Here is a 22,361-nt window from a genome sequence, read left to right on the forward strand (position 1 = left end):
CCCGCTGCACCGTGGGCCGGGCCCGGTTTCCGGAGGCGGTGGGGCGGCCCCAGGAGACCGCCCCAGCCACCGGGATCGTCCCGGCCGTCCCAGCCGCTGCCCGCGTAATCAGCGGCGGGCATACTCGCGGAAGCCGCGGCCGGTCTTGCGGCCGAGGCAGCCCGCGGACACCAGGTGCTCGAGCAGCGGCGCCGGCGCCAGGCCCGGGTCGCGGAACTCCTTGTGCAGCACCTGCTCGATCGCGAGCGAGACGTCCAGCCCGACGACGTCGAGCAGTTCGAAGGGCCCCATCGGGTAGCCCCCGCCGAGCTTCATCGCCGAGTCGATGTCCTCGACCGTCGCGTAGTGCTCCTGGACCATCTTCACGGCGTTGTTGAGGTACGGGAACAGCAGCGCGTTGACGATGAAGCCGGCCCGGTCGCCGCAGTCCACGGCGTGCTTCCTGATCCGGCCGCAGACCTCGTGGACGGTGGCGTGCACGTCCTCGGCGGTCAGCACGGTGCGGACCACCTCGACCAGCTTCATGGCGGGGGCCGGGTTGAAGAAGTGCATGCCGATCACGTCCCGCGGACGCGACGTCGCGGTGGCGACGGCCACCACCGGCAGCGAGGACGTCGTCGTGGCCAGCACCGCGCCCGGCTTGCAGATCTTGTCCAGGGTCGCGAAGAGCTGCTGCTTGACCGGCAGGTCCTCGGCGACCGCCTCGACGGCCAGGTCCACGTCCGCGAAGGCGTCCAGCGATCCGGCCGCGGTCACCCGCGCCACGGCGGCGTCGCGCTGCTCCTGGCTGAGCCGGCCCTTGGCCACCGACCGGTCCAGGGACTTGGCCAGCGCCGCGACCGCCTTGTCGGCCTTCTCCTGGCCGCGGGCGGCCAGCACGACCTCGTAACCGGCCTTGGCGAAGACCTCCGCGATGCCGGTGGCCATGGTGCCCGAGCCCGCGACGCCGACGCTGCGCACGGGGCGCCCGCCGGTGGCACCGGCGGCCTCGGCCGGCGTCTCGGCGTCCGGGACGACGCTCGCGCTGCCGGGGGCCTGGTAGGTGTAGAAGCCGCGTCCTGCCTTGCGGCCCTTGAGGCCGGCGGCGGAGAGCTGCTTCAGGATGGGCGCGGGGGCGTGCAGCCGGTCGCGCGAGGCCTCGTACATCGCCTCCAGGACGGTCTGCGCGGTGTCGATGCCGATCAGGTCCAGCAGGGCGAGCGGGCCCATGGGCAGGCCGCAGCCGAGCCGCATGGCGGCGTCGATGTCCTCGCGGGTGGCGTACCGGGCCTCGTACATGGCCGCGGCCTGGTTGAGGTAGCCGAAGAGCAGCCCGTCGGCGATGAAGCCCGGGCGGTCGCCGACCGCCACCGGCTCCTTGCCGAGCGAGCGGACCAGCTCGGTCACGGAGTCCGTGGTCTCGGGGGAGGTGAGCACGGTGGAGACCACCTCGACCAGCTTCATGGCCGGCGCGGGGGCGAAGAAGTGCAGACCGAGGACGCGGTCGGGGCGCGAGGTGTGCGAGGCCAGCTGGGTCACCGACAGCGCGTTGGTGCCGGTCGCCAGGACGGCGCCCGGCTTCAGGAGGGCGTCCAGGGCGGTGAGGACCTCGCGCTTGATCTCGAAGTGCTCGGTGACGACCTCGATGACCAGGTCGGCGTCGGCCGCCGCCTGGAGGTCGGAGAAGGTGCGGAAACGGGCCAGGACGTCGCCGCGCTCGGCCTCCGTGATCCGCTCGCGCTGCACGGCGCGGGCGGTGGAGGCCTCCAGGGCGGCGACGGCGCGGAGCGCGGCCGCGTCGTCGATCTCGATGCCGATCACTTCGTGGCCGGCCCGGGCGACGACCTCGGCGATGCCGGTGCCCATGGTGCCGAGACCGATGACGGCGACGGTGGGGAAGGGTCGTGGACGGTCCATCGCGGAACTCCGAATGCTGAGGGTCCGCGCCGTGCGTCTCTGCTGCGCAGGCGCGGGGGCGGGAGAGTCGAGGAGCCGCGGGGGTGCGTACGCGTGTGTGGGCGTACCCGCGTGAGAACCGGCGAGCCCTGTCCCGGGGCTGCGCCGCGATGGTGCCGAACCGACAACGGCTGCACGCGGTGGCTGCGTCACCAGGCCCACGCGTGCGTTGGTTAGAGGGTAACCGGTGAGTAACCTCGGCGCCAGCCCTCGCGCCCATGTGATTTACGCCTCCTACAGATGAGCGCGCCATTAGGGTGGACGCACGGGGGAGAGGGGGGACCGTGGAACGGGAGCACGGGGGCGCCGGTTACTCGGCGCGGCGCGCGGACGAGCTGTACGGGGCCGTACGGTCGGGGGAGACGGACGTCGCGCGGCTGCGCGGGCGCGGGGAACCGCGCCGCGTCCTGGGGCTGCTGGAGTTCGCCGGCCAGGGGCGGTGCGAGGAGCGCGGCGCCTATCTGAGGCGGCTCGCCGCCTCACCGGACGCCGCCGCCATGGTGCGGCCCTGGCTGGGGCCCGCCGAACGCGCGCGCCTCGACGTCGCCGGCGGGCGGGCCCCCGCCGTCCCTGCGCTGCTGGCCATGCTTCCCCGTGGCACGGAGGAGGAGCGCCGCTATGCCCTGGAGGCGTTGGCGGTGAAGCGCCCCATGGAGGCGACGGCACCGCTCTTCGACCTGCTCGGCGCATCCGGGCAGGAGGAGCCCTCCTGGTACCCCGGGTTGATGGAGGACACCATCAGCCGCATCGTCATCGGTCGTCACCTGCCCTTCTGGCGCTGGGCAGCCAGGACCGGCCCCGTGCCGCCCGCCGTCTGCGTGCCCCTGCTGCTGCGTCAGGCCTGCCAGGAGGCGCCCCGGGCCCGGCGGCTCGCCCTGACCCTGCTCGGCTGCGACCGCGACCCGGCGCATCTGGACCTGTTCCTCGCGGCCGCCGGCGACCCGGACGAGTCGGCGGCCGAGGAGGCGCTCGTCGCCCTTTGGCGGCGGGACGTCCCCGAGGCCCGGGACCGCCTCGCCGCCGTGCTGACCGAGCCGTCGCGCTCCGTGCAGGAGCGTCTCGTCGCCTCCGTCCTGCTGGGGAGGGCCGGTGACCGGCGGGCCTTCGAGACCCTCGTGCTGTTCCTCAACCACCGCGACGCCTGGAACACCCTTGCCGCGGCCGAGGCCCTGATCCGGCTCGGCGACCCGCGGACCGCGCGTGCCGCCGCCGCGCTCGCCACGAACCGGCTGCGGATCCGCTACGCCCTGGCCGCCGTGCATCTGCTGGGGCGGTTGCGGGCGCCCGAGTCGCTGCCCGCACTCACGTCCACCCTCACATGGCTCATGGACGAGGGGCGGACGGGCTACCAGGCGGCCGCGGGCTGCGTCGAGGAACTGGGACGGCTGGCGGACGTGCGGGCGGTGCCCGTCCTGACCCGGGCCGTTGCGGATCCCCGCCTGCGCGCCGCGGCGGTGGACTCCCTCGGCCGGATCGGCGGCCCGCAGGTACTGGAGACGCTGCTCGGCGTCGCTTCTGACGAGGACGCGGAGGTGCGGGTGGCCGCGGCGCGCGGACTGGCCCGCTACGAGGACGAGCCCCGCGCGACCGCCGCCCTTGTGGGGCTGTGCGCGCCGCCGTACCCCAGGCGGATCGTGCGCGCCCTGGTGCGGTCGGGCGATCCGGTGGCCGCAGCGGTGCTGGCCGCGGCGCGGGAGGAGGCACCGAGTGCCACGACGCGCCGTCTCGCCGGGCGCTTCAGACCAGATCCGTCGCGTACCGCAGCTCCTTGAGCGGGACGCCGTCGTACCTCTCGATCTGGTCGGTGCCGTCCGGTGCGAGACCGGACCGTTCATAGAAGCGCAGCGCCCGCGCGTTGTCCGCGAGGACCCACAGGCGCAGGCTCCGGAAGCCGCGTTCACCGGCGCGGGCCCGTACGGCGTCCATGAGCGCGCGGCCCGCGCCCCTGCCGATCCGGTCGGGTCGTACGTAGATCGCGTACAGCTCGCCGACCTCGGCGTCGTCCGGCTCACCCCGGTAGGGGCCGAGCGAGGCCCAGCCCGTCACCTCGTCGCCGTCCGTGGCGACCAGGGTGTCCACCCGGGTGCCGCCCGCGTCGAACCACTCCCTGCGACGCTCCGCGTCCGCCCCGATGTCCATCGCTTCGAGGTACGCCTGCGGCACGATCCCCGCGTAGGCCGCCTGCCATCCCCGTACGCGGATCGCCGCCACGGCGTCGATGTCATCGCGGGTCATCACCCTCACAACCGTCATGCCGCGACGTTAAGGGGGGTGGAGCCCGGTGGGCACCCGCTTTTCGTGGGCTCAGATCAGGGTCAGTTGCGTCGGCGGGGCCGGCTGGGCGGGCTCGGGTGCGGCGGGCGGCCCGGGGGTGTCCTCCTCGGGCGCGGAAATCCGGCGCGCGGTCCCGGAGCGGCTGGGCCCGATCCCGAACTCGGCGGCGAACTCGTGCACTTGGCGGGTGATGCGCCGCTGGTACCAGGTGGGCGCGTAGGCGCCGTCCGCGTAGAGCGCCTTGTAGCGGGAGATCAGCCGCGGGTGGTGCACCGAGAGCCAGGCCATGAACCACTCCCTCGCCCCGGGGCGCAGGTGCAGCACCAGCGGGGTGACGGACGTGGCACCGGTCCCGGCGATCGCGCGGACCGTCTCGCGCAACTGCTCCGGGGAGTCGCTGAGGTACGGCAGCACCGGCGCCATCAGGACGCCCGAGGGGATGCCGTGCTCATTGAGCGTGCGGCAGACCTCCAGGCGCTTCGCCGGCGACGGCGTGCCCGGTTCCACGGTGCGCCACAGGTCCCGGTCGGTGAAGCCGACGGAGACCGCGGTCGAGACGTCGGTGACCTGGGAGGCCTGCACCAGGAGGTCCAGGTCGCGCAGGATCAGAGACCCCTTGGTGAGGATCGAGAAGGGATTGGCGTGGTCGCGCAGCGCGGCCAGGATGCCGGGCATGAGCCGGTAGCGGCCTTCCGCGCGCTGGTAGCAGTCGACGTTGGTGCCCATCGCGATGTGCTCGCCCTGCCAGCGGGGCGAGGCGAGCTCGCGGCGCAGCAGCTCGGGCGCGTTGACCTTCACGACGATCTGGGAGTCGAAGTCGAGGCCGCTGTCGAGGTCCAGGTAGGTGTGCGTCTTGCGTGCGAAGCAGTACACACAGGCGTGACTGCAGCCGCGGTAGGGGTTGATCGTCCACTCGAACGGCATCCGGGACGCGCCGGGTACGCGGTTGACGATCGTGCGGGCGCGCACCTCGTGGAAGGTGATCCCGCGGAACTCGGGGGTATCGAACGTACGGGTCACGGCGTCCACGCCGAAGAGCGCGGGTGTGGTCGCCGCCGTGTCGCGGCTCAGGTTGTCCCACCTCATGCCGCCTCCTTCGTTGCTCTCCTCCCGAGAATAGAACATCTGAGCGAATAGCGTCGAGGGGATCCGGGGGATTCCCGGGACCACTGTGCGTGACCGCGTGTGACGCAGGGCCCCGGGCGTGCCGTAGGCGCCGTCCGGGGCCCTGCCGGGGCCGTCCACCGTCACTGCGGCCGCAGGCTCAGGACGAGGTCGCGCGGCAGGCCGTGGGTGTCGTGGAGGTAGTGGAAGTCCTCCTCGTCCAGCGGGCCCCGGAAGCGGGGGCGGGCCAGCACCTGCCGGCCGCGCTCCAGGAGCCGCCCGAACCGGCGCTCCTCCTCGAGCAGCACCCGGAGCGGCTCGTCCGGGTCCACGCCCTGGCGGAAGTGGTCCAGGGTGTGCCGGACCAGTTCCTGCGGCAGATCGCCGAGGCAACGGGACGGGTCGTCCCGCCACAAGGTGGTGAGGACCCGCCGCACCAGCCGGCGCAGCACGTACCCGCGGCCGGTGTTGGACGGGCGCACCCCGTCACCGATCACCACCACGGCCGAGCGCAGGTGGTCGCAGACCAGGCGCAGCGACGGTTCGTCCAGTGGCCACAGGGACGGTACGAGACTGCGCCAGGGGGTGAAGACGTCGCACTCGAACACCGACGTGCGTCCCTGCAGCAGCGAGGCCAGGCGTTCCAGGCCGAGTCCGGTGTCGACGTTGCGCTGGGGGAGCGGCACGAGCGAGCCGTCCTCGAGCCGGCGGTGGCGCATCATCACGTGGTTCCAGACCTCGACCCAGCGGTCGTCGCGGGTGGGCGTGGACCGCGGCGGGGTGTCGCCGGTCCACAGGAAGATCTCCGAGTCGGGGCCGCACGGGCCGGTCGGCCCGTTGGACCACCAGTTGTCCTCGACGGTGAGTTCCACCGGGACCCCGTGCTTCTCCCACAGCTCCAGGGAGCCGGTGTCCGGACCCGTGCGGTCGTCGCCACCGAAAACCGTGACGTGCAGCCGCCCCGGGTCGATGCCGAAGCCCTCGGTGAGCAGTCCGTAGCCCCAGTCGAGGCTCTGCGGGCCCTCGTAGTCGCCGAGCGACCAGGTGCCGAGCATCTCGAAGACCGTCAAATGGGTGGGATCGCCGACCTCTTCCAGGTCGGTGGTGCGCAGACAGCGCTGCACGTTGACCAGCCGGCTGCCGAGCGGGTGCGGGCGCCCCTCCAGGTACGGGGTCAGCGGATGCATGCCCGAGGTCGTGAACAGCACCGGGTCGCCGGGCGGCGGCAGCAGCGTCGATCCGGTGATTCTGCGGTGGCCCCGGTCCTCGAAGTACTCGACGAACGTGCGGACGATCTCTTCGGTGTTCATGGGGGGTGGCTCCTTCGCATGGAGGGCGGGGAGGCACCGGAGAACGGGTCCGCTCGATCACCGGAATCGCGGCGGGGCGCCACGAGACCACCGGCGGGCCGTTCCCGGTCGCCGGTGGTGAGGAAGGGGGTACGTCAGGCGGCGGCAACCGGCGAGCTGGTCGCTCGCGCGGTCGCGGTGATGCTGTGGCCGGTGACGTTCATGGAGCCGACGATAACGCGCCACGGCCGGCGGGGCACGTGATTTCCCGCCGGGCGGCGGCCGGACCCCGTGGGCCGTCGTACGGAGGTGCCCCTCCGGGAGGGCGGCCCGATTTCGCGGGCACGCGGCCGTGGTGATTGGCTTGTCGGCGACGGCACACGGATCGACGGAGGACGGCGCATGGCACAGGTCGAGGCCACCACTCAGCGCGAGATCGCGGCGAGCCCGGAGAGCGTCTTCGCGGCGCTCGCCGACTACGCGGGCACCCGGCAGCGACTGCTTCCCGAGCAGTACAGCGAGTACGAGGTGCGCGAGGGCGGCAGCGGCGCGGGCACCCTGGTGCACTGGAAGCTGCAGGCGACCGAGAAGCGCGTGCGGGACTGCCTCCTCGCGGTGACCGAGCCGACCCCGGGACAGCTGGTCGAGAGCGACCGCAACTCCACCATGGTCACCACCTGGACGGTCACCCCGGCCGGCGAGGGCCGCGCCAAGGCGGTCGTCACCAGCACGTGGACCGGCGCCGGCGGCATCGGCGGCTTCTTCGAGCGCACCTTCGCCCCCAAGGGCCTGAACCGCATCCACGACGCGGTGCTCGCGCGCCTCGCCGCGGTGACCGAGAAGTAGCAGGCGGCACAAGGGAGGCGGCCGGAGCCGGGTGACGCCCGGTCACCTCCCTTGACGCGCCGCACGGGTACGCGCCCCATGCGCCGGGCCGGCGCCCGGTGGGCGCACGCCGGTGGGCACGTCACTTGAAAGGGTGGATCTGCCGCGCTCCGGCGCATCCCCGGCGCCCCAGATCGTTGTCGCAGGGCAGGCGCGACGAGGGGAGCGGTACGCAGATGGGCGGCACCACCGGGACGACCCTGTCCGAGGAGACCGGCACCCTCACGGACGTGACCGGCGCCGGCACGGGCCCCGAGGACCGACCCGCAGCCGTGCCGCAGGAGCAGGGGGCGCCCGTCGGCGGACTGAGCCCGCGCAGGGTGCGTCTGGTCTTCCTCGGGCTCATGCTGACCCTGCTGCTGGCCGCGCTCGACCAGATGATCGTGGCGACCGCGCTCCCCAAGATCGTCGGCGAGCTGCACGGCCTGGACAAGATGTCCTGGGCCGTCACCGCTTACCTGCTCGCCTCCACCGTCGGGCTGCCGATCTACGGCAAGCTCGGCGACCTCTTCGGGCGCAAGAGCGTCTTCCAGTTCGCCATCGTCGTCTTCGTCATCGGCTCGGCGCTCGCCGGCTGGTCGCGCTCCATGGACGAGCTGATCGCCTTCCGCACCGTCCAGGGTGTCGGCGGCGGGGGGCTGATGATCGGCGTCCAGGCGATCATCGCGGACATCGTCCCGCCCCGGGAACGCGGCCGGTACATGGGCCTGATCGGCGCATCCTTCGGCCTGGCCTCCGTTGCGGGGCCGCTGCTCGGCGGTTTCTTCACCGACCACGCCTCATGGCGCTGGTGCTTCTACATCAACGTGCCCTTCGGGCTGCTGACCCTGGCCGTCATCGCCGTCGTCCTGAAGCTGCCGCGGCCGGCCGTGCGCCCCCGGCTGGACGTGCTGGGCGCACTGTTGCTGGCAGCCGGCTCCACCTGCCTGGTGCTGCTGACCAGTTGGGGCGGGACGACGTACGCCTGGCGCTCGGACGTGATCATCGGGCTGGGCGCGGCATCGCTCGGCTGCGCCGTGCTGTTCGTCGTGGTGGAACGGTTCGCCGTCGAACCCATCATCCCGCTGCGGCTCTTCCGCGACGGCATCTTCACCGTCTCGGCCCTTATCGGGGCCGTCGTCGGCGTCGGCCTCTTCGGCGCCGCCAGCTACCTGCCCACGTTCCTGCAGATGGTGAACGGCGTCAGCGCCACCGAGTCCGGGCTGCTGATGCTGCCCATGATGCTCGGCGTCGTCCTGGCCTCCGTGGTCTCCGGCCAGTTGATCAGCCGTACCGGGCGCTACAGGGTGTTCCCGCTGGCCGGCGGGGCGCTCTCGGTGGCCGGCATGTGGCTGCTGTCGCTGCTGGAGACCGACACCCCGCGCGTGGAGTACAGCGTCTACATGGGCGTGCTGGGGCTGGGCATCGGCCTCGTCCTGCCGGTGCTGATCCTCGCCGTGCAGAACTCCGTGCGGCCCGCCGACCTCGGCGCCGCCACCAGCGCCAACAACTACTTCCGGCAGATCGGCGGCTCGGTGGGGGCGGCCGTCTTCGGCACCCTGTTCGCCAACCGGCTCGCCGACGGGCTCGCCGACCGGCTGCCGCGCGGCGTCGACCTGCCGGACCCCCAGTCGATCACGCCGCAAATGGTGCACGCGATGCCGGCACCGCTGCGCGAGGCCTATGTGCGGGCGTACGCCGAGGCCATGCCGCGCATCTTCCTCTACCTGGTGCCGGTTCTCGCCCTCGGCTTCCTGCTCGCCTTCCTGCTCAAGGAGAAACCCCTGGTGACCCAGCACGTCCCCACCGCCCGCAAGGCCGACACCGTCGGCGTCGGCGTCCCGGTGTGCGGCACCGTCCAGCACGCCGACGGCAGCACCGTAGGCCGGGCGGCCCTGACCCTCATCGATGTGACCGGCCGACAGATCGGGCGTGGCGCGACTGGTGAGGACGGACGTTACGCGTTGAGCACCCCGGGCAGCGGCAGTTACGTCCTGATCGCCGCCGCCGGGGGACACCAGCCGCAGGCCGTCAGCGTCACCGTCGGGGAGCGCCCCGTCGAGCTCGACGTGGTGCTCGGCGGCGCCGGGCGGCTCGCCGGCACGGTGCGCACCGCCGACGGCACGGCCGTACGGGAGGCCACCGTCACCCTCACCGACTCCCGCGGCGACGTGGTGGCCACCACCCGTACCGGCAGGGAGGGCGACTACGTCCTGAGCGACCTCGTCGCGGGGGAGTACACGCTCGCCGCCAACGCCCCCGCCTACCGGCCCGCGGCGCTCCCCGTGTCGGTGCACGCGGCCCGGGAGACCCGGCAGGACGTCGAACTCGCGGGCGGCGCGATGCTGCGCGGCACCGTGCGCGGCCCGGGCGGCAGCCCCGTCGAGGACGCGCGGGTCACCCTGCTGGACGCGGCGGGCAACGTCCTGGACACCGTGACGACCGGCCCTGACGGCGTCTTCCGCTTCGTCGACCTGGCCGCGGGCGAGTACACCGTCGTGGCCTCGGGGTACCCGCCGGTGGCCACCGTGCTGCGGCTCAGCGGCGGTGAGCGCACCGAGCGCGACGTGCACCTGGGCCACGAGGACTGACCTGCCCCTGACGGCCCCTCAGTGCCGGGGCGTGCGCCCGCGCATGCCCCGGCGCATCCACGGCCCCCCGCGGGCGCACACCGGATTCGTCCAATGCCCTCCGCGGCACCCGGTGTCGGTCGTACCGTGGTTGCGGAGCCGCAGATCTTGCGCCGGGGGCCGACCACCTCCGCGCCTCTGTCGGGATCCGGGCGCCGCAGGGGAAGGAGCCGCTCGCGTCATGCAACGTCGCACTCCGCCGGGGGAGGGGAGCCGCGCCGCGCTGCCGGAGCAGCGGACCGGACTCTCCGGACGCGTCCCGCTCGCCGTGGTCGTGGTCGACGGCGACGGGCTCGTCTCGCACTGGAGCACGGGCGCCCGCAAGCTCTTCGGGCCCACCCGGGAGGAGGCCGTCGGCCGCCCTGCCGTCGACCTGCTGCCGGTCTCCGGCGCGCTCGGCGAGGAGCCCGGCCCGGACGGACCCGAGGTGCCGCCCGGGGCCGACCTCGACGCCACGCTCAGCGGCGTGACCTCCTACCCGACCGCCGGCCTCGCGCGGCTCAACCAGGGACCTGACCCCGACCCCCTCGGCCTCCCCGGCGACGTCCTGTGGTGGGCCTACCCGCTGGTCGGCCCGGGTCCCGAGCGCCTGCTCGTGCTGGCCGCCGACGCCGCCCTGGTGCACGGCGAGGACGACTCCCCTCCCCGGGAGTCCGAGCGGGTCGCGCCCGGCTTCGCCCTGCACACCGAGTTCCCCGGCGCGGACGGGCTCGCCAAGCGGCTCCCCGAGATCCTGCCCAGCATGAGCGTCGCCGAGAGCGGGCGCATCGTCTCCCAGGTGCTGGAACTCGGCTACCCCGTCCTGGAGATCAGCCGGCACGACCGGGTGCCCGTCACCCCCGACTGGGGCGTGCCCCGACGGGACGAGCGCAGGGCCCGCAGGCGGCGTGCCGTCCGTGAGTCCGCCACCGAACCGCGCGCCATCGGGTCCGAGGCGCTCGAACCCGACCTGGAGTACGCCGCCGTCCGCGAGCGCCTGGAGTTCCTCAACGAGGTCAGCGGGCGCATCGGCAGCTCCCTGGACCTGACCCGCACGATCCGGGAGGTCAGCGCCGCCGTCGTACCGCGCTTCACCGACGTCGCGGGCACCTACCTGCGCGAACAGGTGCTGGCGGGCGAGGGCTTCCCCGACGGCCCGCCCGACGTCACCATGTGGTACCGGGTCGCCCTGGAGCACACCGACGAGCCCGGCCGCTGGGACGACGTCGTACCGGTCGGCGAGTCCATGCCTTTCCCCGAGCACACACCGTTCTTCCAGTGCATGACGAGCGGTCAGCCGGTGCTGGTGCCCAGGATCACCGAACCCATGGGCGAGGCGATCGCCTCGCAGTTCGAGAAGCGCGACATCCGGCCGCTGATCACCGGGCGGTCGATGCTGGTCGTGCCGCTGAAGGCGCGCAACGTCGTCCTCGGTTTCATGATCCTGTTGCGGCACGGCGAGCGCCCGCCGTTCAACGACATGGACCGCGTGACGGGCGCCGAACTGGCCGCCCGCGCCGGGCTCGTCCTGGACAACGCCCGCATGTACACGTACCAGGAGAACGTCGCCGACACGCTGCAGGACAGCATGCTGCCGCAGATCACCCCGCGCATGCCGGGGTGCGACGTGGCGACCCGCTACCTGCCCGGCACCCGGCTGGGCCGGGTCGGCGGCGACTGGTTCGACACCATCAAGCTGCCCGGCTCCCGGCTCGCCCTCGTCGTGGGCGACGTCATGGGGCACGGGCTCAACGCCGCCGCGATGATGGGCCAGTTGCGCACCGCAGTGCAGACCATGGCCGCGCTGGACATGCCGCCGGCGCAACTGCTGCGCAACCTCGACGACCTGGCGCAGCGCCTCGGCGAGCACTACCTCGCGACCTGCCTGTACGCCGTGTACGACCCGATCCGGTCCGAGCTGCTCATCGCCAACGCGGGCCACATCCCGCCCGTGCTGGTGAGCGCCGAGGACGGCCGCAGCGTGCTGCTCGACGTCCCGACGGGTGCCCCGATCGGCATCGGAGGGGTGCCCTTCGAGACGGTCAAGGTCGCCGTCGGCCCCCGCGACCGGCTCGTGCTGTGCACGGACGGGCTGGTAGAGGTACGGGGCCAGGACATCGGGGCCGGGCTCGCCGCGCTCTGCGAGAGCGCCGCGCATCCCGCGGCCTCGATGGACGACGCCTGCGACACGATCATCCGCGCCCTTAACCCGCCGGGTGGCCGCAAGGACGACGTCGCCCTGCTGATGGCCCGGCTCAACGGCATCGCCCGAGAGGACGTCGTCACCTGGCAGCTCGCCCTCGACCCCCGCGAAGTGGGCAGGGCCAGGATCCTGACCCGGGGCGCCCTGGAGGGCTGGGGGCTGGAGGAGGCGGCGGAGGCGGCCGAGCTGATGGTCGGCGAGGTGGTCACCAACGCCGTCCGGCACGCGCACTCCCGGCACGTCGAGCTGCGCCTGGTGCGTACGGACGCGCTGCTGTGCGAGGTCTCGGACGACGACCACGCCGTACCCGTCCTGCTCGGCGCCGGGCCCGAGGACGAGTCGGGGCGGGGACTGCGGATCGTGAGCCGGCTGGCGCGGGAGTGGGGCGCGAGCCGTACGGCGCAGGGCAAGACGGTCTGGTTCGAGCAGGCGCTGCCGTGGCGGCGGACCGGCGGACGCGGCGGGGCCCCGGCCGGGCCTCGAACGTAGCGAACGCGAGGTCACGACTTCGCCCGGACGCTTGCCCTCACCGACGGCCGCCGGTAGCACGGACGCTGACGGGGCTTCGGCCGCGCGGCCGGGCACGGTCCGCGGCGACGGACACGTGGACCTGGGGAGAGATCGCATGGACGTCACCGGCACGAACCTGCAGGCGTGGGAGGGCTTCTGGCGCGACGCCCCCGGAGAGCCGGGGGCGGTGTTCTGGGACGCGGAGGCGGAGGTCACCGCGGCGGCCCACCTCCCCTTCTTCGAGGCGCACTTCGACCCGTCGCTGCCGGTCGTCGACCTCGGCTGCGGCAACGGCACCCAGACCCGCTTCCTGGCCAAGCACTACGGACGGGCCGTCGGGGTGGACCTCGCGGCGGCCGCGATCGGCCACGCGCGGCACCAGGACCCGGGCAGTGTCGCCGAGTACCGGCAGCTCGACGCGGCCGACCCCGAGGCGGTCCGGCGGCTGAGCGAGGAGCTGGGCGAGGCGAACGTGTACATGCGCGGAGTGCTCCACCAGTGCCTGCCCGAGGAGCGCGCACCGCTGGTCGAGGGCATCGCCGTGCTGACCGGCGGGCGCGGCCGGGCGTTCGCGGACGAACTCGCGGCGTCGGCGAAGGACGTGCTGGCCAGGTTCGCGCAGGGGCCGGGCGGGCCGCCCGCCAAGCTCGCGGCCGTCTTCTCGCACGGGATCGCGCCGGCCGCGTTGCCCGATGAGACCGTCCCGGAGCTCTTCCGCGCGGCGGGGATGGAGGTGCTCGCACGCGGTGAGGTCGCGCTCGTGACGACGGAGCGGCGGGCGGACGGCACGCGGCTCGAGGTACCGACGAACTGGCTGGTGGCAGGGGGTGCCGGCTGACGCCACCGGTCTGGGCCACTGAAGTTTTCCACAGGCGGGGCGGGGGCCTGGTGTGCCGCGGTGACTTTGCGTAACGTTCCATGCCATGAAGATCCTGATCAGCGCGGACATGGAGGGCGCCACCGGGGTGACCTGGCCCGGTGACGTCCTGCCCGGCACGGAGGGCTGGCAGCGGTTCCGGCATCTGTTCACCTCGGACGTGAACGCCGCGATCGCCGGCTTCTTCGACGGCGGCGCCGACGAGGTCCTGGTCAACGAGGCCCACTGGTCCATGCGGAACCTGCTGCTGGAGCAGCTGGACGAGCGGACCCGGATGGTCACCGGGCGGCACAAGGACCTGTCCATGGTCGAGGGCGTGCAGCACGGCGACGTGGACGGCATCGCCTTCGTCGGCTTCCACACGGGTGCGGGGACGGAAGGGGTGCTCGCCCACACCTACCTCCCCAACTCGATCACCGGCGTGTGGGTCAACGGCGGTCCACCGGCGAGCGAGGGCCGGTTGAACGCACTGGTGGCCGCCGAGTACGGAGTGCCCGTCGTGCTGGTCACGGGGGACGACCGGACCGGCCTCGACGCCCGCGACTACGCGCCGGCGGCGCGGACGGTCGCCGTCAAGGACTACGTGTCGCGGTACGCGGCCGTGTGCCGGCCGCCGGCCCGTACGGCGGCGGACATCCGCTCCGCCGCGAAGGACGCGACCTCGCTCGCCGTGCGCCACGAGCCGGCGCGGGGCGGGCCGTTCACGATCGAGGTCGAGTTCGACGCGGCGCACCTGGCGGGGGCCGCCGCGATCGTGCCCGGTGTGGAGCGCACGGGCGAGCGCCGCGTCACGTACACGTCACCGACCATGTACGAGGGGATCCGCTGCTACAAGGCCGTGACCACCCTCGTCTCGGCAGCTGTGGAGGAGCAGTATGGCTGACACCCTGGCACTGGACGAGGCGGTCCGCTTCACCTCGGAGCTGATCCGGATCGACACCACCAACCACGGCGGCGGTGACGGCAACGAGCGTCCCGCGGCGGAGCACGCCGCGCGGCTGCTCGACGAGGCCGGGATCGAGGCCCGCATCCTGGAGTCCGCACCGGGCCGGGCCAACGTCGTGGCGCGGATCGAGGGTGCCCCACGCGCCGGGAACGGGCAGGGCGCGCTGCTGGTCCACGGCCACCTGGACGTCGTGCCCGCCCGGTCGGAGGACTGGAGCGTGCACCCCTTCTCCGGCGAGGTACGGGACGGAGTGGTCTGGGGCCGCGGCGCGGTCGACATGAAGGGCACGGTGGCGATGGTGCTCGCCACCGTCCGCTCCTGGGCCCGCCGGGGCCTGCGCCCCGAGCGGGACATCGTGCTCGCGCTGACGGCCGACGAGGAGGACAGCGCCACCTACGGGGCGACCTACCTCGTCGAGCAGCACGCCGAACTGTTCCGCGACTGCACCGAGGGCATCAGCGAGTCCGGCGGCTTCACCTTCCACGCCGGACCCGGGCTGCGGCTGTACCCCGTGGCGGCCGGGGAACGCGGCACCGCGTGGCTGAAGCTCACGGCGCACGGCAGGGCGGGGCACGGCTCCAAGGTCAACCCGGCCAATGCGGTGACCCGGCTCGCCGCCGCCGTCTCCCGCATCGGCGAGCACCGCTGGCCGGTGCGGATCGTCCCCACGGTGCGGGCGGCGCTGACCGAACTGGCCGCGCTGCACGAGGTCGAGCCCGACTTCGACGACGTGGACACCCTGCTCACCAAGCTGGGCACCGCCGCCGCCCTGGTGGAACCGGTGATCCGCAACAGCGCCAACCCGACCGTGCTCGAAGCCGGCTACAAGGTCAACGTCATCCCGGGCAGCGCCGTCGCCTACGTCGACGGCCGGGTCCTGCCCGGCGGCGACGAGGAGTTCACGACCACCATGGACGAGCTCACCGGCCCGGACGTCGAGTGGGAGTTCCACCACCGCGAGATCCCGCTGGAGGCCCCCCTGGACGCGCCGGTCTACGCCGCGATGCGGGAGGCGCTGATCCACTTCGACCCGGATGCCCACGTCGTGCCCTACGTGATGGGCGGCGGCACTGACGCGAAGCAGTTCTCGCGGCTCGGCATCACGGGGTACGGCTTCTCCCCGCTGAAGCTCCCCGAGGGCTACGACTACGCGGGGATGTACCACGGCGTCGACGAGCGGGTCCCGGTGGAGGGGCTGCACTTCGGCGTCCGCGTACTCGACCGGTTCATGCTGGGCCGGCAGGACACGACCGACGGAGCTGCCCGATGACGCGTGCCCCGATCATCGCCCCCTACGGTGCCTGGGAGTCGCCGGTCGACGCCCGCACCGCCGCCTCACACGACGGGCGCCCCGAGTTCCCCGGGTTCGTCGGTGACGAGGTGTGGTGGACCGAACCACGGCCGGCGGAGGGCGGCCGCCGCGCCCTCGTCCGCCGCCGCGCGGACGGCAGGGTCGACGGCCCGCTGCCCGCGCCGTGGAACGTCCGCACCCGCGTCATCGAGTACGGCGGCCGGGCCTGGACGGGTACGGCACGGCCCGGGGGAGGACCGCTGATCGTCTTCTCCCACTTTCCGGACCAGCGGCTCTACGCGTACGAGCCCGACGCGCCAGGCGCCGTGCCGCGGCCGCTGACCCCGCTCTCCCCCGTCGGTGACGGGCTGCGCTGGGCCGATCCGCAGATCCATCCGGACCGCGGTGAGGTGTGGTGCGTACTGGAGGAGTTCACCGGGGCGGGCCCGAGCGACGTACGACGGGTCCTCGCCGCCGTTCCGCTCGACGGCTCGGCCGCCGAGGACCGCTCCGCCGTGCGTGAACTCTCCGACGACGCACACCACTTCGTGACCTCGCCCCGGCTCTCCCCGGACGGCCGGCAGGCCGTGTGGACCGCCTGGGACCACCCCCGGATGCCGTGGGACGGCACGGAGCTCAAGTACGCCGCCGTCGGCGCGGACGGCACCTTCGGCGCCGCCCGGAGGATCCTCGGCGGCCCCACCGAGTCGGTGGCCCAGGCGGAGTGGACACCGGACGGGACCCTGATCGCCGCCACCGACCGCGACGGCTGGTGGAACCTGCACCGTGTCGACCCGGCCACCGGTGACGCGGTCAACCTGCGGCCGGCGCAGGAGGAGTTCGCCGGGCCCGGCTGGCAGATGGGCGCCCGCTGGTTCGCCCCGCTCGCCGCGGGGACGCTGGCGGTGCTGCACGGCAAGGGGGCACAGCGACTGGGGATACTCGACGCGGCGACCGGCGAGCTGGTCGACGCGCCGGGGCCGTGGACCGAGTGGACCGCCGCGCTGTCCACCGAGGGCACCCGGGTGGTCGCCGTGGCAGCGTCGGCCCGCAGCTCGTTCGAGGTCCTCGAACTCGACACCTGCACCGGCCGTACCCGCGTCATCGGTGCCGCCCACCACGACACGGTGCCAACGGAGTTCCTGCCCGAGCCCGTGGAACGCACCTTCACCGGGCCCGGCGGACGGGAGATCCACGCCCAGCTCTACCCGCCGGCGAACCCCTACTTCGCCGCGCCCGAGGGAGAGCTGCCGCCCTACGTCGTCTGGGTGCACGGCGGCCCCACCAGCCGGGCCCCGCTCGTGCTCGACCTGGAGATCGCCTACTTCACCTCACGGGGGATCGGTGTCGTCGAGGTCAACCACGGCGGCTCCACCGGCTACGGGCGCGCCTACCGCGAGCGGCTGCGCGAGCAGTGGGGCGTCGTCGACGTCGAGGACTGCGCCGCCGTCGCGAGGGCGCTGGCGGAGGAGGGCACCGCGGACGGGCAGCGGCTCGCGATCCGCGGCGGCAGCGCCGGCGGCTGGACGAGCGCGGCCTCCCTCACCGGCACCGACGTCTACGCCTGCGGCGTGATCAAGTACCCCCTCCTCGACCTCACCGGCTGGGCCGAGGGCGGTGAGACCCATGACTTCGAGTCCCGCTACCTCGACTCGCTCATCGGCCCCTACGCCGACGTCCCCGAGCGCTACCGCGACCGTTCGCCGGTCACCCGGGCCGACCGTCTCACCGTGCCGTTCCTGCTGCTGCAGGGGCTGGAGGACGTGATCTGCCGGCCCGTGCAGTGCGAGCGGTTCCTGGAGCGGATCACGGGACGCGGTGTCCCCCACGCCTACCTCACCTTCGAGGGCGAGGGGCACGGCTTCCGCCGCGAGGACACGATGATCACCTGCCTCGAGTCCGAACTCGCCCTCTACGGCCAGGTCTTCGGCTTCACCCCGCCCTCAGTACCCCCTCTGGAGCTCACCAAGTGACACCGCTCGTCCCGCTCACCCGCCCCCGTCGCCTGGTCCCCGGGGACCGGGTCTGCGTCGTCGCCCCCAGCGGACCCGTCCCCCGGGAGCGGCTCGACGCGGGGCTCGACATCCTCCGCGGCTGGGACCTCGACCCGGTGGTGGCGCCGCACGTCCTGGACCGGCACCCCACGTTCGACTACCTGGCCGGACAGGACGCGGCGCGCGCCCGCGACTTCCAGGAGGCGTGGTGCGACCCGTCGGTGGCCGCCGTGCTCTGCGCGCGCGGCGGCTACGGCGCCCAGCGCATGACCGACCTCCTGGACTGGGAGGCGCTGCGGGCGGCCGGGCCCAAGACCCTCCTCGGCTTCAGCGACATCACCGCGCTGCACGAGGCCTTCGCGGTCCGGCTGGGCCTGGCCACCCTGCACGGCACGATGACCGCGGCGGAGGGCTTCCTCAAGGACGAGCCCACGCGCGCACAGCTGAAGGACACCCTCTTCGCGCCCGAGCGGACGCGGGTGCTCGGCGCACCGACCGCCCGCCCCCTCGTCCCCGGCACGGCACGCGGTGTCACCGTCGGCGGCTGCCTGGCCCTGCTCGCCTCCGGCCTCGGCACGCCGGACGGGCGGCCCGGGGTGCCCGGCGGCATCCTCCTGCTGGAGGACATCGGCGAGGAGCCCTACCGGATCGACCGGATGCTGACCCAGTTGCTGCGTGCCGGCTGGCTGGACGGCGTGGCGGGCATCGCCCTCGGCTCCTGGCGGGACTGCGGCCCCTACGAGGAGGTGCGGGCGGTGCTGCTGGACCGGCTGGGCGGACTCGGCGTCCCGGTCGTCGAGGAACTGGGCTTCGGCCACTGCGAGACCAGCCTGACCGTGCCGCTCGGCGTCCCCGCGGTGCTGGACGCCGACGCGGGCACCCTCACGGTGGAGGCGCCCGCACCGGCCGGCTGACCTGGGGGCCTACGCCCTCAGGACGGCTGGTCCGCCGACAGCGCGGTGACGGCGACGACACCGTCGCACTCGGCGAACACCCCGTCGTCCAGGGCGACCTGGTGCCTGCCCGCCCCGCCGGGCAGGCCCAGCACCATCGTCGGGTACTGCACCGGCGCCTCCCCCGAGACGCAGGAGCCGTCGCCCTCGCCCTGGACCTGGTGGAACGTCAGCTTCACCCACGCGCGGCCGCCCGGCGCCAGCCTGACGGGCGCGGCCGCACCGGTGTGCCGCACCGTCAGCGGCACGTTCATCTCCGGGGAGCCGTTGGCCGCCCCGGCCACCGTCGGGAAGCCCTCGACGACGCAGGGCGCGCCGGAGGTGTTGGTGAAGCCGGCCACCGCCGCCCCGGTGCCCGTGCCCTGGGGACGTACGGCGGCCTGGTGCGCCGCGGTCGCCTCCAGGTCCTCCGCGCCGCAGCGGTCCGCGGGGCCCGCCGTGGAACCTGACGAGGAGGCGGAGGATCCGGTGCCCCCGGGCTCCGGGGACGTGCTGGAGACCGGGAGGGTGCCACCCGCGGTCCGTGACGGCGCGGCGGCCGACGCAGCGGTCGGCGGAGCGGTCGGCGAGGGCGCGCCGCCCGCGACGTCGTCATCTCCCCGGCACCCCGTCAGCAGCACCGCCGCCGTTGCCGCCAGGGCCACCGCGATCGTGGCCCGCCTCGTGTTCCTGCGCTCCATGACGTCCCCCTGGTCGTTCCGCTGTTCCGCTGTTCCGCTGTTCGGCTGTTCGGCTGTCCCGTTGTGCCACCCCGGCCCACGACCGGCGTTCGCCGCGGAACACGAGGCCGTGCCGCGCCCGGGTTCCGTGCGTACACGCCTGGTACGGAACGGTGACGCGACGGAGCCGTCCGGGCCGCGGAGTTCCGGTCGCCGGAATGCGGTGGACCGCCCCGAGTCCGGGCAGGAGCAGAGGTACGACTCGACAGGGGAGGAGAGCCGTCACATGACCAACGACCGGACCCGGAACCGGAGGACGACCCTGCGCGTACGAGCCGGGACGCTCGCCCTGGCCGTCGCCGCGTCGCTGTCGGCGTGCAGCGGCTCCGGCAGTGGGCCCCACGCCGCGGAGCCACGGCCGGCGATCGCCGTCGCCCCCGCCTCCGGCGGGCGTGCCGTGCCCGTCGACCGCAAGGTCACCGTGCGGGCCACCGCCGCGCGGATCGACTCCGTACGCGTCACCGCCGCCGGCCCAGGGGCGTTGCGCGGCACGCTCGCGTCCTCCAAGGAGAGCTGGACCTCGGCAGGCCGGCTGGCCCCCGGTGTGACGTACGACGTGCTCGTCCGTGCAACCACCTCCGACGGCAAGCGGCTGACGGAGCACACCACCTTCACCACCGCCGAGCCCGAGCGCACCTTCGTGGGGGAGTACCACCCGGACAAGGGCACCACGGTCGGCGTCGCCATGCCCGTGTCGATCGTGTTCAACAAGCCCATACGCGACCGCGCGGCCGTCGAGCGCAAGCTCGGCGTCACCGCGAGCCCGGCCGTGGACGGGGCCTGGAGCTGGATGAAGGACTGGAGCGGCCGCGACCGCGTCGACTACCGCCCGCGCACCTACTGGAAGCCCGGCACCGAGGTCACGCTCCGCATGGACCTCGACGGCGTCGACGCGGGCGGCGGCCTCTACGGCACGCAGAACCGGGTCGTCCGCTTCCGGATAGGGCATTCGGTCGTGACCACGGTCGACACCGCCCGCAAGACCCTCACCCTGCGACGCGACGGAGCGGTCCTGCGCACCCTCCCCGTCTCCACCGGCAAGTCCGGTTTCGAGACGTGGAACGGCACCATGGTCGTCCTGGAGAAGACGCCCAGCATCACCATGAACTCCCGCACCGTGCGCATCTTCGGTCCCGAGGCGTACAACCTGAAGGACGTGAAGTGGGACGTCCGGCTCACCACGTCGGGCACCTTCGCGCACGCCGCGCCCTGGAACGAGGGCAAGTTCGGCCGCGTCAACGGCAGTCACGGTTGCATAGGGCTGAGCACGGCCGACGCCAAGTGGTTCTACGAGCACGTGTCACCGGGCGACCCGGTGACCGTCGTCCACTCCACCGACACCGTCCAGGTCAACAACGGCTACGGCGCCTGGAACGCGAGCTGGGCGGACTGGCGGGCGGGGAGCGCCCTGTGACCGCCGCCCGCTGAGGTCAGGGCGTCACCCACCCCGCCACGAGGACCGCCGGGAAGAGCCGGTGGACGGCGAGGAAGCCGAACGGGCGCAGGAACCCGACGCGTACGCGCCTGGCCTGCTGGGCCCGCCCGGGAGCGCTGCCGGCGATCAGGGAGACGGCCGTGACCGCGGCGGCGCGGAAGCCCTTCGCGCTGAAGGTCGCCGTGGCCGCCTGCTTCGCCGCGCCGACGGCAAGGGGCTGCGCGCTGATGCCGGGGAAGTGCCCCGCGCCGCTGTCCCGGGCCGTGGCGAGCCCGAACAGCGCGGCGCGGTCGAGGAGGTCGTGCTCGGCGCCGACGGTGAACGGCACCGTGGTCAGGTCGAGCGCCGGCGCCGGTTCGAAGCTCGTGACGTCCTCGACCACGACCCCCGGCCCGGGACGCCCGTACGGCAGCAGGTTGCCGGGCAGCACCGGGTACGTCCCGCCGAGGGCGGCCACGCCGGCGGCGATCACCTCGCCGGGGGCGACGTGGTCGGGGCCGAGCAGGAGGTGGACCTCGATCCCGTTGGTGCCGTTCACCTTGGCCATGGTCAGCGGGCCGAAGGGGGTGGTCGCGACCCCGGCCATGTCCAGGTGCGGCGAGCTGCGGAAGAGCGTCCCCGTGTGGTGGTCCTGGAAGGGCTCGGCCCAGTCGGTGCGCAGGGCCAGGGCGTTCGCGAGCAGCAGGAGGGTGTGCCGGTCGACGGCGACCGGCATCCTGGGGACCATGCCGTGGGTGCGCTCCGCCGCCCAGGTGTCCAGGGTCTTGCGGTCGGTCTCGGTGTCGCCGCTGAAGTGCCCGTGGGCGCCGGCCGGGAGCAGCGAGAGCCAGCCGGGCGCGAGCGGCAGGGAGGCGCGGGTCCACAGGCCCACGGCGGTGTCGACGCCGTCCATCGCGTCCAGCCGCGCGAGCAGCCGTCCCGAGGCGGCGGCCGCCGTCGTGGCGTCCGTGCCGACGGCCTGTTCCAGTTCGGTGCGGGCGGGGCCCGCGGCACCCGCGGCGAGAAGGGCCAGCAGCGGCCACACTCCCGCTGCGGAGAGGACCGTCGCCCCGGCCGGGCCGGCGCCCAGGGTCTCCCGGGCCCATCGCGCGGTCAGTGCGTTGACCGCGCCCACCAGCATCCGGTCGTCCATGTCCCCCACCCCGTCGGCCTCGTCCGCGTCAGGCGATCATCCCAGCGAACGGGTGGGGCGGCCAAGTGACCGGCGGGACCCCGCGCGACACGATTCGGCGGGCACAAGTGAGCCCGCGCTCACCGCGCGGGCTCGTCGGCTACAGTTCCACGACCTACGAGGTGGGACTCCCTTCGCCGGCATGGTCCGGATCAGGTGCTAGGGGTCGCTCTCCGGTCTCAAAACC

Annotated in this window: 16 protein-coding genes; 10 read left to right on the top strand and 6 right to left on the bottom strand. The window is 73.6% G+C overall.

Annotated elements, in window-relative coordinates:
* Window positions 1–108: 108 nt before the first annotated feature.
* Window positions 109–1,896 carry a 3-hydroxyacyl-CoA dehydrogenase family protein gene (locus ABZ312_RS23225; protein WP_500321574.1) on the bottom strand — a complete coding sequence of 596 codons (1,788 nt, stop codon included), beginning with the start codon at window positions 1,894–1,896 and terminating at the stop codon, window positions 109–111.
* Window positions 1,897–2,219: 323 nt separating this feature from the next.
* Here ABZ312_RS23225 and ABZ312_RS23230 point away from each other — a divergent pair, with 323 nt between their 5' ends.
* Window positions 2,220–3,707 carry a HEAT repeat domain-containing protein gene (locus ABZ312_RS23230; RefSeq protein WP_500438659.1) on the top strand — a complete coding sequence of 496 codons (1,488 nt, stop codon included), beginning with the start codon at window positions 2,220–2,222 and terminating at the stop codon, window positions 3,705–3,707.
* Here ABZ312_RS23230 and ABZ312_RS23235 read toward each other — a convergent pair.
* The 3 genes from ABZ312_RS23235 to ABZ312_RS23245 form a co-directional block, all read right to left on the bottom strand.
* Window positions 3,673–4,188 (bottom strand): GNAT family N-acetyltransferase, encoded by a 516-nt coding sequence (locus ABZ312_RS23235; protein WP_500358671.1) that lies wholly within the window; start codon window positions 4,186–4,188, stop codon window positions 3,673–3,675. The two genes, ABZ312_RS23230 and ABZ312_RS23235, sit on opposite strands and share 35 nt — an antisense overlap.
* Before the next feature lie 51 nt (window positions 4,189–4,239).
* Complete coding sequence (locus ABZ312_RS23240; RefSeq protein WP_500321571.1) at window positions 4,240–5,295, bottom strand: Rv2578c family radical SAM protein; 1,056 nt, start codon at window positions 5,293–5,295, stop codon at window positions 4,240–4,242.
* A 161-nt stretch (window positions 5,296–5,456) separates the two neighbouring features.
* Entirely contained in the window at window positions 5,457–6,623 is a 1,167-nt protein-coding gene (locus ABZ312_RS23245) for an alanine--tRNA ligase-related protein (protein WP_500438660.1), read from the bottom strand.
* A gap of 381 nt (window positions 6,624–7,004) precedes the next feature.
* Here ABZ312_RS23245 and ABZ312_RS23250 point away from each other — a divergent pair, with 381 nt between their 5' ends.
* From ABZ312_RS23250 to ABZ312_RS23285, 8 genes are all read left to right on the top strand, one after another.
* Entirely contained in the window at window positions 7,005–7,448 is a 444-nt protein-coding gene (locus ABZ312_RS23250; protein ID WP_500438661.1) for an SRPBCC family protein, read from the top strand.
* Between the two features lie 215 nt (window positions 7,449–7,663).
* Window positions 7,664–10,057, top strand: coding sequence for an MFS transporter (locus ABZ312_RS23255; RefSeq protein WP_500438662.1), 2,394 nt, complete (start codon window positions 7,664–7,666; stop codon window positions 10,055–10,057).
* A gap of 220 nt (window positions 10,058–10,277) precedes the next feature.
* Window positions 10,278–12,767: a SpoIIE family protein phosphatase gene (locus ABZ312_RS23260; RefSeq protein ID WP_500438663.1), complete on the top strand. Its 2,490-nt coding sequence runs from the start codon at window positions 10,278–10,280 to the stop codon at window positions 12,765–12,767.
* Between the two features lie 136 nt (window positions 12,768–12,903).
* The gene (locus ABZ312_RS23265; protein ID WP_500358673.1) at window positions 12,904–13,626 is read left to right on the top strand and encodes a class I SAM-dependent methyltransferase; all 723 of its coding nucleotides are present in this window, start codon (window positions 12,904–12,906) and stop codon (window positions 13,624–13,626) included.
* Between the two features lie 85 nt (window positions 13,627–13,711).
* Window positions 13,712–14,548, top strand: a complete 837-nt coding sequence (locus ABZ312_RS23270; RefSeq protein ID WP_500358675.1) for a M55 family metallopeptidase — start codon at window positions 13,712–13,714, stop codon at window positions 14,546–14,548.
* Window positions 14,541–15,881, top strand: coding sequence for a M20/M25/M40 family metallo-hydrolase (locus ABZ312_RS23275; protein WP_500438664.1), 1,341 nt, complete (start codon window positions 14,541–14,543; stop codon window positions 15,879–15,881). The genes ABZ312_RS23270 and ABZ312_RS23275 overlap by 8 nt, the downstream gene beginning before the upstream one ends.
* On the top strand, window positions 15,878–17,875 hold the full coding sequence (locus ABZ312_RS23280; RefSeq protein ID WP_500438665.1) for a S9 family peptidase: 1,998 nt from the start codon (window positions 15,878–15,880) through the stop codon (window positions 17,873–17,875). Before ABZ312_RS23275 ends, ABZ312_RS23280 begins: the two co-directional genes overlap by 4 nt.
* Complete coding sequence (locus ABZ312_RS23285) at window positions 17,872–18,810, top strand: S66 peptidase family protein (protein WP_500438666.1); 939 nt, start codon at window positions 17,872–17,874, stop codon at window positions 18,808–18,810. Before ABZ312_RS23280 ends, ABZ312_RS23285 begins: the two co-directional genes overlap by 4 nt.
* Before the next feature lie 17 nt (window positions 18,811–18,827).
* Here ABZ312_RS23285 and ABZ312_RS23290 read toward each other — a convergent pair whose 3' ends face one another.
* Complete coding sequence (locus tag ABZ312_RS23290; RefSeq protein ID WP_500438667.1) at window positions 18,828–19,529, bottom strand: DUF4232 domain-containing protein; 702 nt, start codon at window positions 19,527–19,529, stop codon at window positions 18,828–18,830.
* Between the two features lie 265 nt (window positions 19,530–19,794).
* On the opposite strand from ABZ312_RS23290, the gene ABZ312_RS23295 reads away from it, so the two are divergent.
* Complete coding sequence (locus tag ABZ312_RS23295; protein WP_500358680.1) at window positions 19,795–20,982, top strand: L,D-transpeptidase; 1,188 nt, start codon at window positions 19,795–19,797, stop codon at window positions 20,980–20,982.
* A gap of 16 nt (window positions 20,983–20,998) precedes the next feature.
* Here ABZ312_RS23295 and ABZ312_RS23300 read toward each other — a convergent pair whose 3' ends face one another.
* On the bottom strand, window positions 20,999–22,135 hold the full coding sequence (locus ABZ312_RS23300; protein WP_500321560.1) for a serpin family protein: 1,137 nt from the start codon (window positions 22,133–22,135) through the stop codon (window positions 20,999–21,001).
* Window positions 22,136–22,361 lie beyond the last annotated feature (226 nt).

The organism is Streptomyces sp. NPDC006207 (assembly GCF_040613835.1).
Classification (GTDB): domain Bacteria; phylum Actinomycetota; class Actinomycetes; order Streptomycetales; family Streptomycetaceae; genus Actinacidiphila.

Coding starts and splice junctions, on each gene's coding strand:
- ABZ312_RS23225 (WP_500321574.1), bottom strand. CDS start 1,896: ATGGACCGTCCACGACCCTTCCCCACCGTCGCCGTCATCGGTCTCGGC.
- ABZ312_RS23235 (WP_500358671.1), bottom strand. CDS start 4,188: ATGACGGTTGTGAGGGTGATGACCCGCGATGACATCGACGCCGTGGCG.
- ABZ312_RS23240 (WP_500321571.1), bottom strand. CDS start 5,295: ATGAGGTGGGACAACCTGAGCCGCGACACGGCGGCGACCACACCCGCG.
- ABZ312_RS23245 (WP_500438660.1), bottom strand. CDS start 6,623: ATGAACACCGAAGAGATCGTCCGCACGTTCGTCGAGTACTTCGAGGAC.
- ABZ312_RS23250 (WP_500438661.1), top strand. CDS start 7,005: ATGGCACAGGTCGAGGCCACCACTCAGCGCGAGATCGCGGCGAGCCCG.
- ABZ312_RS23255 (WP_500438662.1), top strand. CDS start 7,664: ATGGGCGGCACCACCGGGACGACCCTGTCCGAGGAGACCGGCACCCTC.
- ABZ312_RS23260 (WP_500438663.1), top strand. CDS start 10,278: ATGCAACGTCGCACTCCGCCGGGGGAGGGGAGCCGCGCCGCGCTGCCG.
- ABZ312_RS23265 (WP_500358673.1), top strand. CDS start 12,904: ATGGACGTCACCGGCACGAACCTGCAGGCGTGGGAGGGCTTCTGGCGC.
- ABZ312_RS23270 (WP_500358675.1), top strand. CDS start 13,712: ATGAAGATCCTGATCAGCGCGGACATGGAGGGCGCCACCGGGGTGACC.
- ABZ312_RS23275 (WP_500438664.1), top strand. CDS start 14,541: ATGGCTGACACCCTGGCACTGGACGAGGCGGTCCGCTTCACCTCGGAG.
- ABZ312_RS23280 (WP_500438665.1), top strand. CDS start 15,878: ATGACGCGTGCCCCGATCATCGCCCCCTACGGTGCCTGGGAGTCGCCG.
- ABZ312_RS23290 (WP_500438667.1), bottom strand. CDS start 19,529: ATGGAGCGCAGGAACACGAGGCGGGCCACGATCGCGGTGGCCCTGGCG.
- ABZ312_RS23295 (WP_500358680.1), top strand. CDS start 19,795: ATGACCAACGACCGGACCCGGAACCGGAGGACGACCCTGCGCGTACGA.
- ABZ312_RS23300 (WP_500321560.1), bottom strand. CDS start 22,135: ATGGACGACCGGATGCTGGTGGGCGCGGTCAACGCACTGACCGCGCGA.